Below are 12,818 nucleotides of genomic sequence, written 5' to 3' on the forward strand. Positions count from 1 at the left end.
CGTTTCAGCCGGGAGACGTCATAATCCTGACTTGTACTGTCATGCCAAGGCGCAACGACGTTACTTCCTTGAGCGTGATCTTGACCTTGACTATTTTGAGGCCGAGGTTGACGGCGGGGTTATCCGGGCGGATGCCGCGTGCGCCCGCGTAGTTGGCGATTTCGCTGACTGTGCCCGCGAATACTTTGCCAGGGTAGGCGTCGGAGGTGACGTTCACCTTGTCGCCAAGCGTAACCCTGCCGACATCGGTTTCGTCCACTTCGGCATTAATCCACGTCTTGCCAAGGTCAGCAATAGCCAGGATCGGGGTTTGCGGGGTCACGCCTTCGCCTGCATCGAGATAGCGTTCAATGACTGTGCCATCAATCGGTGAGCGGATAATGGTCGTTTCCAGACGTTTGCGGTTGTATTCGCAGGCAGCCTCGGCCAGCCGCACCTGATCGCGGTAGAGGCGGATGGTTTCCGGTTTCGGCCCCGCTGCCAGCAGGTTCTTGCGTTGCTGTGCTTCGTCGGCGGTTGCCTGGGCTGCCTTGAATGCAGATTCGGCACTGTCGAGGCTGGCTTGCGGGATGGTCTTTTTCGTGATCAGTTCACGGTTGCGCTGTAACTGCCTGTGCGCTTCTTCCTGATTGGCCAGCGCACCCCGGAGCTGCGCGTCTGCCTGCAAGCGTTCTTCCTTGCGCGCGCCGGATTCGAGTTCCGCCAGCCGTGCTTTTGCTACCTGCAAATCCTGTTCACTCTGCGCCACCAGGGCTTGCAAGTCCTGATTTTCCAGCACTGCAACGGTTTGCCCGCTGTGTACCCGGTCACCTGTCTTGACCCGAATCTCCGCGACCTTGCCATTGAGTTCGCTGGTGCCGAGGTCTATGTCGTAACCGGGCATGGTTTCGACCCTGCCTTCGGCGGCAATATGGGCAGGCCGCAAGGGCGCGGTTGCCGGGCTTGTCTCGGCAGGGCGCGGCCATAAAGCGAGATAGGCAATCAGGGCAAGTAAGGTGACGGCTACGCCGATCCAGGTTTTTTTCATGATAAGAGCCTGCCATCCTGTATTTCGATAATGCGGTCGGCCACCGCTTCGGCTTTGGGGTCGTGGCTGACAATTGCTACGGCTTTCCCGGTTTCTTTGGCCAGGTTGCGCAACAGCGCCAGCACTGCGTGGCCGGTTTTGGAATCAAGGTTTGCGGTCGGTTCATCCGCCAGCAGGATCGGCGGGTCGCCTGCCAATGCCCTGGCAAGTGCGGTACGCTGCTTTTCGCCGCCGCTCATGTCACGCGGGTAAGCGTTGGCGCGGTGCGCAAGGCCGACCTGCTCCAGTAAGGCCAGCGACCGCGCTGTGATGGAACGCCGGGGTGCGCCTTTCAGCCGCAGCACGACGCCGACGTTTTCCTGTGCCGTCAGGGTGTTGAACAGGTTGAATGCCTGAAACACGAAACCAAGGTCATGACGGCGGATGTCCGGCAGCGCTGACTCCGCCAATTCGCTGACACATTTACCGGCGACCGTGACGTTACCCGTGGTCGGGCGCAGGATGCAGCCCATGATCGACAGCAGTGTGGTCTTGCCGGAACCGGATGGCCCCATGATCAGCAAGACTTCCCCCGGATACAGCGTGACGGATACGTCATCGAGGGCTTTCACACGGTTACTGCCTGCGCCATACAGTTTGCTGATGCCTTCTACGGCAAGGACGGGTTGGGTTGCATTCTTCATCCGCGAAACACCATGGCAGGGTCGAGGGTTTTGGTCTTGCGCACGGATACCCATGCAGCACTGAGACAAGTCAGGACAATGATCACGAACATGACGACGAACAATTCCCACGGCGTGGTCAGCGGTACACCGCTGCGCTCAACACCGCCGCGCACCAGCACGAGCACGGTGACGCTGATGACGAACCCAAGAACAGCGCTGACCGCCGCCTGACTGAGGATCACGGTATTGATGTCGCGGTTGCGTGCACCCATGGCCTTGAGTGTGCCGTAATCACGCAGGTGTTCCAGCGTGCTGGCGTAAATCGTCTGCCCGACAATCGCGCCGCCGATCAGCACCGCCAATATCGCTGTCAGGAAAAACGACATGCCCATACCGGTCTGAATCGTCCAGTATTCCACCGCACGGTTGATAAACTCCTGGCGCGTGTAGACATCGTTGTTCGGCAGCCTGTTACGCAGAGTTGCCACCACATCCGGCAGGGTCGCGGGGTCTTTGAGCTTGGCGACGATGAAAGAAGTCTGATTGGCGAAATTTGTGCCCGCAAGACTGCGCTCCATCCATGCATGAGAGGTAAACATGACCGGAACCGTCGTAAAACTGACCACCCCTTGCGACACGCCGACCAGCTTGAAGGATTCTTCCTTGAACACATTGACTTCCCACAATGACCCCGGAGTTAGGTCGCCAAGGCGTTGGCGGGCACTGGCATCCAGAATCATGTAGTTGCCCCCTTTGACATCGGTGGCTTGCCCGCTTTCCATCGCCCAGGGGCCACCGACGCCGCTATCCGGGTCAAAACCCACCAGCTCGACCTGTTCGCGGCGACCGTCATGCAGCTTGAGGAAACCGAACCACACCTGGATGCTGTCAGCCCGCGCCACCTCATCCAGCCCGCGCACCCGGTCAATCAGGTAATCGGGGAAAGGCTGCGAAAAATCGAAATTGGGGACGTTTTTGGACATGATCCAGATGTCAGCATCCGTGTGGCGCACAATCCCCGTAGCGTTGCCCATCATGCCGAGGTAGATACCCACCTCCATCAGGGTCAACACGCCGGAAAAGACAATGCCAACCAGCGTAATGATCAGCCTGGATCGTTCCTGAAACAGCATTTTGAATGCAAGCCAGAACATGGGCGTGGATAGCCTCGCTTACTCTAAGGTATTGGAATCAATGGATAGGTTCCTGTTGGGAACCCTGCTTGTGTATGGGCAGTGATCATACCGAAAGATTTGTTAATGGACTGTCAACAGGGTTTGTTATGTTACTCAGAACCAATTTTCCCTAAGTGGCAAACAATCAAGGTTGTTGACAGCCTGTTGACAAACTTTTCTTTATAGTGGGGTTCGTAACGAATACATGAGGAACTGGGTAGATGAGCATTCAAAAGAAGATAGTAACGGCGATGGCATTTGCAACCACCACTTTGGTGGCGATGCCCGCCAGTAGTGCCGAGCCAGATGACATCACACACGGGAAATACCTGATCCTGACCGCAGGCTGCAACGACTGCCACACCGCCGGGTATGCCGCGAGTGGCGCAACAATCCCGGAGCCTGAGTGGTTAAAGGGGGATAGCCTGGGGTTCCGTGGCCCGTGGGGAACAACCTACGCCGTCAATTTGCGCGAATACATGGCTGGGCTTAGCCAGGAGGAATGGGTTAACAAAGCCAGGACGCTGAAAGCCAGACCCCCCATGCCCTGGTGGGCGTTAAATGCCATGACTGAAAAGGATCTGAAAGCCATTTACACATACGTCAGGGCGCTGGACACGAGTGATAACAAGGTTCCCGAGTTTGTTCCGCCGGATCAGGAGCCACCGATGCCATACGTGCAGTGGCCGATGCCGCAATAAGGTTTGACCCGCTTGCAGCACATTTCCTCCAGACCGTGCTGCAAGCTCCTTTTGGCCAGCCAGCGTTCCTAACCCTCTCGCTGGTTGGCCGTTTTCTTGTTACACGGTTTATTGGGGAGGCTTATGCCCATACACTTCCCGGTATAAAATGTCACGGATGCGGTAAAATTCCTCGGCTGACAGTTCCCGTGGATACGACATGATCCGTAATGGAACGGGAGGCTTGTCAGGTGAAAAAGCCGGTTGTATATACGGGAAATGATTGAGCACAAACCCCAACCTGATATACCAGTCAACCCGCCGCTGTTCGGCCATTCCGCTTTCAGGAAGCTCCACCTCAAGCACCAGCAAACCTGCGTTTAGCTCGCACAACTCACGGATAATCCGCGTGCCAAGCCCGCTTTTTCTGGCGTCACGGGCGATGGCGATATGTTCCAGAAAGAGCAGCCCGTCAAAGTGCCAGGTGGCGGTTATGCCAATGACTTTGCCTGCCGATGTGATGGCACGAAACCGGTAGCGGGGATTTGGCAGGATGTTCAATTGCTGTGAAAGTGAACGCCGTTCGGCGCTGGGGAAACTGTCTTCATAAATGCGCCAAGCCTCCCCGAATTCGGCAGGAAGGCTTGGCGTCAGGTCATTACCACAGTTTGCTGGCATCAGTTGCAGATTACCGGTACGTCAATCAATGGAGCACTGCTCAGTGCCCCGCTTTCAATTTTTCCCAGTAGTCATTGTAAAGCTTGAGCGCAGCGCCGACATCCAGTTGGAATTCACCTTTTTCCAGTATTTCGGCAGGCGGGAAAATAATCGGGTCATTGCGGATTGCCTCGCTGACCAGTACCCTGGCAGCGGTGTTGGGGGTGCTGTAACCGAGTTTTTCCACCATCTGTTTGGCGACTTTCGGCCTGAGCATGTAGTCGATGAACTTGTGGGCATTATCGACATTTTCCGCGCCAGCGGTGATGGCGAGATTGTCCACCCACAGGGAAGCGCCTTCTTTCGGGTAGATGTAGTGGATGTCCTTGTTTTCCTTTTGCGCCTGACTGGCTTCGCCGCTCCAGATCATGCCCAGGTTGACATCACCGGCCAGGAACGGTTCACGCGGTGCATCGGCATTGAATACCCGCACGTTGGGCATCAGCTTTTGCAGGTCTTGGTAGGCGACCTTGATTTCCTCCGGGTTGGTGCTGTTGGAGGAAAAGCCGTTCTTTTTCAGCGCCATGTCAAAGATGCCGCGCAGGTCGTCGGTCAGCAACAGCTTGCCTTTCCATTTCGGTTCCCACAAATCCGCCCAGCCGGTAATGCTGGCGGGATCGATTGCTGCTGCATTCACGGCAATTCCGGTACTGCCCCACATATAGGGGATGCTGTAACCATTGCCGGGGTCAAAGGGCTTGTCGAGCAGCTTGGGGTCAAGGTTGCCGAAATGGCTCAGCTTGGTTTTGTCGATCGGGTGCAGCAGCCCCTCCTCGCGCATTTTCGACACCATGTAGGCGGAAGGCACCACGATGTCATAGCCCTTGCCCTGTTGCAGCTTGAGCTTGGCGTACATGGTTTCGTTATTGTCGTAAGTGGAATAGTCGACTTCGATGCCTGTTTCAGCAGTGAAATCTTCCAGCACGCCGTCGGGAATGTATTCCGTCCAGTTGTAAATCACGACTTTTTCTGCGGCCTGTAACAAAGGGCTGGCCACCAACAACAGGCTGGCAAGCAGGGAACGTATGGGCATGGTGATTCTCCTACACATGAAACTTGAAGGCATTCATTGTGGAGAAAAAGGTGTCAACACACTGTCAACAGCCCGACTTGTTTGATTTATTTCCCAGGGTTTCAGCAAATAGTGAAAGCTGTTGACAGACCATTGACATTTCTTCCGCTACAGTAGTCGCTGGTAATGACACTGGAACAAGACAGGTTAGGGGATTTCCCTGAAAGATTCCCCCGCAATGGCTACACTTGTCTTATCGACAAGCGGAGTCCCTATCCCCATGCCCCCCGAACCCCAAACAGCTAACCCGATCCTGAGTGAATCCCAGATAGCCGACCTGAAACTGGCGGCCTCGAAAATGTCTGGCAGCACCCGCCGTGCGTTCCAGGCGGACATGAGCCGGAAATATTGTGCAGGCAACGCCCGCCAGACTGAAAGGTGTTTTGGCTGGGGTCGGGAGGGGGTGCAGTTGGGTTTGGAGGAACAGCGCAGCGGCATGGTTTGCGTGGGTGCGCAGGCGGCGTATTGTGGCCAGAAGCGCTGGGAGGAAACCCAGCCGGAAGCGGCAGCCGCCTTGCTGGCGCTGGCGGAAGCACATAGCCAGCAAGACCCGACATTCCGCAGCAGCATCGCCTACACCCGCCTGACGGCGGCGGAAGCCATCCGGCAGTTACAGGCCATGGGTTTCAGCGGTGGACAAGTGCCCGCCCCCAGCACCATGGCGCGGATACTCAACCGGAATGGCTACCGCCTGCGCAAGGTGGAGAAAGCCAAGCCGCAAAAAAAATTCCAGAAACCGACGCCATCTTCGCCAATATCCAGGCCAACGATGGGCAGTTTGCCGATGGGGCGGTCAAACGCCTGAGCATGGACTGCAAGGCGACCGTCAACATCGGTGACTACTCACGGGGCGGGAAAACACGGGGTGACAATAAAGCCGCTGACCATGAGATGGGCTGCAAAGAGAAATACATCCCTTTTGGCGTACTGGATGAGGACAGTGGGCAGGTTTACCTGACCTTCGGCAGTTCCAGCAAAACCAGTGACTTCATCGTGGATTCCCTGTGCCGGGTATGGGAACAGATGCCTTCTGCTGACAAGGACGCCTGCCAGTGCATCCAGATCAAAGCGGACAATGGCCCGGAAAGCAGCGGGATCAGGACGCAATTCCTCAAGCGCATGGTGGAATTCGCCAACCATACCGGTAAGACAGTCCACCTGCTGTACTACCCGCCTTACCACAGCAAGTACAACCCGATTGAACGCTGCTGGGGGATTCTGGAACAACACTGGAACGGCACCCAGCTCAAGGATGCCGAAACCCTGCTGGAATGGGCAAAAACCATGACCTGGAAAGGCATCAACCCCATGGTCGAATTCAGCCACAAGGTTTATGAGAAGGGTGTGACCCTCAGCAAAAAAGCTATGGAGGCTGTTGAGGCGAGGCTGGAAAGAAATGCTGCTTTACCAAAATGGGACATTCTGATTCGCCCTGTTTTTGGGTAATGTCTTTGAGGTAAATCACCTTATTCCACTTGCAAACGATAACCTTGCCCGCGTACCGGGTTTATCGAGGCGTCACAGCCCAGTTTACCCAGCTTGGTGCGCAGGCGGCTAACCAGGGTATCGACGCTGCGCTCGTTGCCAAAACGGGTGTCAGTACGTGAAACACATTGGAGTAGTGATTTGCGGGTACAAACCCCTGCCCCATTCTGGACAAGGGAAACGAGAATCCGCTGTTCCGCATCGGTCAGTGTGCAGCGCTCTGTTTTGTCCGTGCGTACAAGCGCATACTCATCCACAAGCAGCAGGCTGTTGCCGATGGTTAATTGCTGCTGGTTGGTTTGCCCCCTGTGCGTATTGACCCGCATGGCGAGTGATTTGACCTTGAATACCAGCTCGGCAGCCACGACCGGTTTATCAATGAAGTCATCAGCGCCTTCACGTAACCCGTTCAACCGTTGCTCGGCACTGGCGCGTGAGGAGATCATGATGACCCCAACGTCAGAATGCTCACGCAGATACGTCAAGGCGTCCAGGCCGTTCACTTTGGGCAGTACCAGATCCAGAATGATCACGTCCACTTTCTGCGTTTGGAGCAGCGCAAACAGTTCCTCGGCACTGCCGCATTCGAGGACAGTGACCTTATGCTCACGTAGGGCTGAACCAATCAAGATGCGTGTGACTTTATCATCATCGACCAACGCCACTTTTGTGTCGGAAAGCGTAATAGAATTCACCAGTGTTTCCCGCCAATACCCGTCTTTGCATTATCCATTGCGATAATGCAAAGAACTCCCTGCAAGTGTTTGTAATGAAACAAAGAGCTTACTATTGACCGCATTTATACTCAAGTACAACGAGTGAACTCCGAGTGAATCCGAGGTGTCTGGCTTGGCAGACGGGCGATGAAATCGGTTTCCAGGTTGCTGGATATATGTAATCCCATGGTCTTGATCTGTTCCAGCATGAGGGTTGCATCCTGTTCAGTGATGTGGGTGTGCCGATAGTGTCATCTGGTGTTCGTCGGCCAGGGCAATAGCTTCGGCTTTGCCGTAATCCAGTGTGCCGTCAAGCAGGTTCAACAATTCACGGCGAACAGGTCTTTGTGTTCGTGCCCCGGCGAGGTGATTTCACACACCCAGTCGGGCAGGGTTTCCATGATGCCGGTGGGGCGGGCAGGAACCCGTTCCTTGCGCCAACCAGCCAAGTCATGGGTAGGGCAGTGGTGTTCGTGGTAGCGGACGCTGATTTCGGTCATGATCCACCAGCCGTCAATGCCATCCTTGCGTTTGAATGGCAGGATTTCATCCGATAGCCCGGACTGCACCAAGGCATGTTCCGAACGCGCCATCGGGCGTTTGATGATTTCGCCATTGATTAGTTCGATGCGCTCATTATCGGCATTCAGCAAATCGGCAATAGTCTTCAGTTGCAGGGCTTCTATCCGCTAGGCTCCAGCAGGTTGATTGCCTGATTATAACGGAAAACAGGGTGCTTCTGGACAAACCCGCAGTCGTGGTATAAACCTACTCCCTTTAACATCCGCCCGACTGTTCATCGGGTCAACAGGAGCCAATATGTCCACGCGCCCCAGCAAGGAACTCGAAACCTTCCCCAACCCCAACCCGCAGCGTGATTACACCATCCGCATCGATGTGCCGGAATTTACCTGCATCTGCCCCAAAACCGGGCAGCCGGATTTCGCCCAGTTCAAGCTCGAATACGTACCTGACCAGAAATGCGTCGAGCTGAAAGCCCTCAAGCTCTATATGTGGAGCTACCGCGAGGAGGGCGCATTCCACGAAGCCGTCACCAACAAAATCCTGGAAGATTTGGCGCAAGCCACTGAACCGCACTTTATGCGCTTGACAGGCGTGTGGAATGTGCGTGGCGGCATCTACACCACGGTCGTGGTCGAACACCGCAAAGAAAGCTGGGTTCCCGCCCCCAAGGTTGAGCTGCCGTAATTGTTTGGAAAAAACAGGGCTGCGCGCTATTATGCGCAGCTTCTAAACAAGCAATAAACACGGGGGACATACTGATGAAACATCTTCTCACTTTTCTTTTTGCAATGATGCTTGGCCTTGGCGCTGCCGGTTGTAATGCCGATGAAAAAGCGGCTGACAAGGCTGACGGGCAGTCAACATCTGGAGGTAACATGTCCACTATTCTGATCGAAACCAACAAAGGCAATATCACGGCTGAACTGTACGTCGACAAAGCGCCCAAGACCGTAGCCAATATCCTGACCTATGTGGAAGAAGGCTTCTACAACGGCACCATTTTCCACCGCGTTATTCCAGGCTTCATGATCCAGGGCGGAGGCATGAACGAAAATATGGCGGAAAAAGCCGACAAGCGCCCACCGGTTGAGAACGAAGCTGACAATGGCCTGAAAAACGACCGTGGCACACTGGCAATGGCGCGTACCAACGACCCGCATTCCGCCTCTTCGCAGTTTTTCATCAACGTGAACAATAACGACTTCCTGAACTTCCGTTCCAAGACGCCGCAAGGCTGGGGCTATGCGGTATTCGGTAAGGTGACCGAAGGCATGGATGTGGTTGACGCCATCGTTAAAGTAAAAACCGGCAACCACGGCTTCCACCAGGACGTACCGGTTGAGCCTGTCATTATCAACAAGGTTTCCGTCGTCGAGTAAGCCTTGCCCGATGGCTACCCTTCCGGCTGGAAGGGTGGCCTTGTCTGCCCACCTGTCGCGAATACGACAAAACGTCCTGAACCCGCCATGCAAAGCAGCTCATTAAGGCAGTTCATATCATTGATGTAAAAAGAAAATTCTTGAATGGCACGTTTCCTGCTGTGCCTCCGGTATTTGTCACAACCGGAGATTTCCCCATGCTGCTGGATACCTACAAAGCCCAAGATCTGATCTGGCTCACCACCGTCAACGCCAAAACCTCAAGCGGCACTTACGCATTCCGTGGTGACCTGGTGGTCAAAGAAGGCGAGATGAACGAGGCGGCAGGCAAGCGCAACCCGCCCATTGCCATGATCAAGGAAGCGGTTATCCTGGCCACCGATGACAAGCTGCTGATGGTGGTCGGTAACTTCGCCGATGTGAACGAATTGCCGGAATACATCGCCCACTTTACTACCGACATGGCGGCAACCTGCAAGCCGGTATTCTACGTCGACAATATCAAGGAAGGCATGGTGGTGGGGGCTGAAGGCTTCACCTACACCCTGATCCCGATCACCTCTGGCATGGTGTGGAACGAGCTGCTCGACCTGTGCTACCTGGAAAAATCCGACCTCAAGGGTCAGTCCACCGAAGACAAGGTAGTCACTGCCTATGAAGCATTGAAAGATTTCAAACCAAAATTCACCACCGTTTCGCTGGATGAAGCGCTGGCCGCTCGCACCGACTCCAAACGCGAAGCCTGGGGCGCGGTGTAATGGGTTTGTTGATTGACGATTTCGGTGCGAAATACCTGCTGGGCGTGACGGTGATGGATACTACCCACCGCGAATTCGCTGATCTCGTCAATCAGCTTGCTGTCGTCAAGGGAATAGGCTTCGACAGCCTGTTCCTGCAACTGTTGGAACACACCCGTGAGCATTTCGCGCGCGAAGAAATGTGGATGCAGGCCAGCGTTTTCCCCGCGATTGCCGAGCATCACGCCGACCACCAGCGCGTGTTGGGTGATATGACCCGCTTCGCCCGCCAAGTGGAACGCGGCCTGATCCCGATGGCGCGCGCCTACGTGCGGGAACTGCCGCGCTGGTTTGCCCTGCACGCCGTCACCATGGATAGCGCCCTGGCTGCGCACATCAAGGCCACTGGCTACACCATCCAGTCTGAGGATTCCCCATGAGCAATAAAACCCTGCAACAAATCCAGCAACAGGTTGATGAAAACCCTGTCATCATCTACATGAAAGGCACGCCTGACGCACCAGAATGTGGCTTTTCCGGCAAAGCCGTCGGCTACCTGAAAAAGGCCGGGGCGGAATTCGCCTACGTCAATGTGCTGAAAGCGCCGTTCATTTACGAATATCTGCCACGCTTTTCACAATTCCCCACCTTCCCGCAGGTCTACATCGGTGGTGAGTTGGTTGGTGGCAGCGACATCGTGGAAGAGCTGTACAACAGCGGTGAACTGACCACCATGCTATCAGCGCTGGTGGACGCAGGGATTGTGCCAACCCTGAAGGTTCCGGCTACAACAGGGGAAGAAACCAAATCAGCCAACGATTTGGTGCAACTCACCTTACCCGGATAGCGCATGGATACACAAACGGCACGTCACTACCACGAACGTACCAAACACCGGCTGGACGCCTACGCCAAAGGCCCGCAATATCTGGACTGGGATCAACAGCCAAACCCGTTCCGCCGGTTTGCAGGTACGGAGGTGGTGGAACTACCGTTGTGGGACGCTTCTTCGCTCCCTGCCCCCCTTACGGGGGAGGGGATGGGGATGGGGGGTATCGCAGCTTTGCTGCAACGCTCCCTCGGCCTCTCCGCTTGGAAACAGTTCGGCCCCGACCGCTGGGCGCTGCGCTGCAACCCCTCCAGCGGCAACCTGCACCCCACCGAAGGCTACATCGTCGCTACCGGCATCGAAGGCTTGCAGGATGGCGTCTACCACTACGCCCCGCACGAACACGCGTTGGAACGGCGTGGCAAGATTGCGCCTGACCCCACTTCCGCCCCACAGTGCTTGCTTGGCCTCAGCAGCATCGCCTGGCGCGAAGCCTGGAAATACGGCGAACGCGCTTTCCGCTACGTGCAACTTGACGCAGGCCATGCCCTCGGTGCCATCCGTTACGCCGCCGCTGTCCTCGGCCTGCAAGTCGAACTGTTGCCGGTAACGGATGCAGACATTTCCACTTTACTGGGGCTCGACCGCGCAGCAGACTTCGATGGTGCGGAAACCGAGCACCCCGACATGCTGTTACGCCTCTACGCCCGCACGCCGGAACACCCCGCCTTCCTGCCCAAGATCCACGAATGGTACGGCAAAGCCAATGCCCTCGGCGGCTATCCACACCCCGACTGGCCTATCATCGACGACGTAACAAAAGCCACCACCAATACCCGTAGGGGCGTATGGCATACGCCCTCTTCACAACCTGCACCCGAACCCCAACCCCGCCTTATCCCCCTGATCCAGCAACGCCGCAGCGCCCAAGCCTTCAGCGGCAAAAACAGCACCCTGCCACAAGCTACTTTCCAGCAAATGCTCGCCGCCCTGTTGCCCGACGCTAACCGCACTCCCTGGGATGTGTGGAACCTGCCCACCCGCCTGCACCCGGTCTTCTTCGTCCACCGGGTAGAAGGCTTGCCGCCCGGCCTCTACGCCTTGCCCCGCCACCAGGAAGCCAAATCACAACTACAGGCCGCCATGAACCCTGATTTCCACTGGCAAAAACCGGTAGGCTGCCCGGATGACCTGCCGCTTTACTGGTTGCTCGAAGCCGATGCCCGCAAGGCCGCACGCACGCTTTCCTGCCATCAGGACATCGCTTCCACCAGCGCATTTTCATTGGGGATGCTGGCGGAATTCGATGCCGGTTTGGCGGAGGGTGCGTCTGTTTACCGCCACCTCTATTGGGAGGCTGGTCTACTGGGGCAAGTGCTGTATCTGGAGGCTGAAGCAGCAGGCGTGCGTGGCACCGGCATTGGCTGCTTCTTCGACGACAGCGTGCACGAGGTGCTGGGGCTGGCGGGGACGCAATTCCAGAGCCTCTACCATTTTACCGTTGGTAGCCCGATCGTCGACGCCCGTCTGGAAACCTTGCCCCCCTATGCGCATTTGTCCAGTGAACGCTTCCACCTTAACGGAAACTGCTCCACCATGACCGAAATTGAAGAATTGGCTGCCCTGAAAGCACGCATTGCCAGCGTATTTGCCCGGCGTGAACAACTCAAACAAGCCATGGGGGAAGGTTCCATGCCACCCCGGCAAGGTTTCCGCGCGCTGGAAAGTGTGGATGCGGAATTGTCCGCGCTGGATTCACATTTCAAGCAATTGTGGGATGCGCAACAGGTGAGGCCCAACAACATGTAGGT

14 protein-coding genes and 1 pseudogene are annotated in these 12,818 nt (G+C 56.0%); 8 read left to right on the forward strand and 7 right to left on the reverse strand.

Annotated features, from left to right (window positions below; all coding sequences use genetic code 11):
- Positions 1 to 4 precede the first annotated feature (4 nt).
- Genes THINI_RS19245 through THINI_RS19255 form a run of 3 tightly spaced genes read right to left on the reverse strand, consistent with a single transcriptional unit; the run spans position 5 to position 2,846 of the window.
- Positions 5 to 1,027 (reverse strand): HlyD family secretion protein, encoded by a 1,023-nt coding sequence (locus THINI_RS19245; protein WP_002710186.1) that lies wholly within the window; start codon positions 1,025 to 1,027, stop codon positions 5 to 7.
- Positions 1,024 to 1,710, reverse strand: a complete 687-nt coding sequence (locus THINI_RS19250) for an ABC transporter ATP-binding protein (RefSeq protein ID WP_002710187.1) — start codon at positions 1,708 to 1,710, stop codon at positions 1,024 to 1,026. Before THINI_RS19250 ends, THINI_RS19245 begins: the two co-directional genes overlap by 4 nt.
- Positions 1,707 to 2,846, reverse strand: coding sequence for an ABC transporter permease (locus tag THINI_RS19255; RefSeq protein ID WP_002710188.1), 1,140 nt, complete (start codon positions 2,844 to 2,846; stop codon positions 1,707 to 1,709). Before THINI_RS19255 ends, THINI_RS19250 begins: the two co-directional genes overlap by 4 nt.
- Before the next feature lie 242 nt (positions 2,847 to 3,088).
- On the opposite strand from THINI_RS19255, the gene THINI_RS19260 reads away from it, so the two are divergent.
- Positions 3,089 to 3,568, forward strand: coding sequence for a c-type cytochrome (locus tag THINI_RS19260; protein ID WP_002710189.1), 480 nt, complete (start codon positions 3,089 to 3,091; stop codon positions 3,566 to 3,568).
- Between the two features lie 108 nt (positions 3,569 to 3,676).
- Here THINI_RS19260 and THINI_RS19265 read toward each other — a convergent pair whose 3' ends face one another.
- A complete protein-coding gene (locus THINI_RS19265; RefSeq protein WP_002710190.1) occupies positions 3,677 to 4,225 on the reverse strand; it encodes a GNAT family N-acetyltransferase in 549 nt (182 codons plus the stop codon).
- 40 nt (positions 4,226 to 4,265) lie between these two features.
- Positions 4,266 to 5,297: an extracellular solute-binding protein gene (locus tag THINI_RS19270; protein ID WP_002710191.1), complete on the reverse strand. Its 1,032-nt coding sequence runs from the start codon at positions 5,295 to 5,297 to the stop codon at positions 4,266 to 4,268.
- A 475-nt stretch (positions 5,298 to 5,772) separates the two neighbouring features.
- On the opposite strand from THINI_RS19270, the pseudogene THINI_RS19275 reads away from it, so the two are divergent.
- Positions 5,773 to 6,782: pseudogene (locus tag THINI_RS19275) on the forward strand (ISAzo13 family transposase).
- 20 nt (positions 6,783 to 6,802) lie between these two features.
- Here THINI_RS19275 and THINI_RS19280 read toward each other — a convergent pair.
- Positions 6,803 to 7,516, reverse strand: coding sequence for a response regulator transcription factor (locus THINI_RS19280; protein WP_002710192.1), 714 nt, complete (start codon positions 7,514 to 7,516; stop codon positions 6,803 to 6,805).
- Between the two features lie 341 nt (positions 7,517 to 7,857).
- Positions 7,858 to 8,190, reverse strand: coding sequence for a Uma2 family endonuclease (locus THINI_RS19285; protein ID WP_002710194.1), 333 nt, complete (start codon positions 8,188 to 8,190; stop codon positions 7,858 to 7,860).
- 166 nt (positions 8,191 to 8,356) lie between these two features.
- On the opposite strand from THINI_RS19285, the gene queF reads away from it, so the two are divergent.
- From queF to THINI_RS19315, 6 genes are all read left to right on the forward strand, one after another.
- Positions 8,357 to 8,746 carry a preQ(1) synthase gene (gene queF / locus THINI_RS19290; RefSeq protein ID WP_002710195.1) on the forward strand — a complete coding sequence of 130 codons (390 nt, stop codon included), beginning with the start codon at positions 8,357 to 8,359 and terminating at the stop codon, positions 8,744 to 8,746.
- 74 nt (positions 8,747 to 8,820) lie between these two features.
- Positions 8,821 to 9,441, forward strand: coding sequence for a peptidylprolyl isomerase (locus THINI_RS19295; protein WP_211206998.1), 621 nt, complete (start codon positions 8,821 to 8,823; stop codon positions 9,439 to 9,441).
- A gap of 197 nt (positions 9,442 to 9,638) precedes the next feature.
- Positions 9,639 to 10,199 carry a hypothetical protein gene (locus THINI_RS19300; protein WP_002710197.1) on the forward strand — a complete coding sequence of 187 codons (561 nt, stop codon included), beginning with the start codon at positions 9,639 to 9,641 and terminating at the stop codon, positions 10,197 to 10,199.
- Positions 10,199 to 10,618 carry a bacteriohemerythrin gene (locus THINI_RS19305; protein ID WP_002710198.1) on the forward strand — a complete coding sequence of 140 codons (420 nt, stop codon included), beginning with the start codon at positions 10,199 to 10,201 and terminating at the stop codon, positions 10,616 to 10,618. Before THINI_RS19300 ends, THINI_RS19305 begins: the two co-directional genes overlap by 1 nt.
- On the forward strand, positions 10,615 to 11,025 hold the full coding sequence (grxD, locus tag THINI_RS19310; protein ID WP_002710199.1) for a Grx4 family monothiol glutaredoxin: 411 nt from the start codon (positions 10,615 to 10,617) through the stop codon (positions 11,023 to 11,025). Before THINI_RS19305 ends, grxD begins: the two co-directional genes overlap by 4 nt.
- A 3-nt stretch (positions 11,026 to 11,028) precedes the next feature.
- Positions 11,029 to 12,816, forward strand: a complete 1,788-nt coding sequence (locus tag THINI_RS19315; RefSeq protein WP_002710200.1) for a SagB/ThcOx family dehydrogenase — start codon at positions 11,029 to 11,031, stop codon at positions 12,814 to 12,816.
- Positions 12,817 to 12,818: the final 2 nt, after the last annotated feature.

The sequence above is a fragment of the Thiothrix nivea DSM 5205 genome, assembly GCF_000260135.1.
Lineage (GTDB): Bacteria > Pseudomonadota > Gammaproteobacteria > Thiotrichales > Thiotrichaceae > Thiothrix > Thiothrix nivea.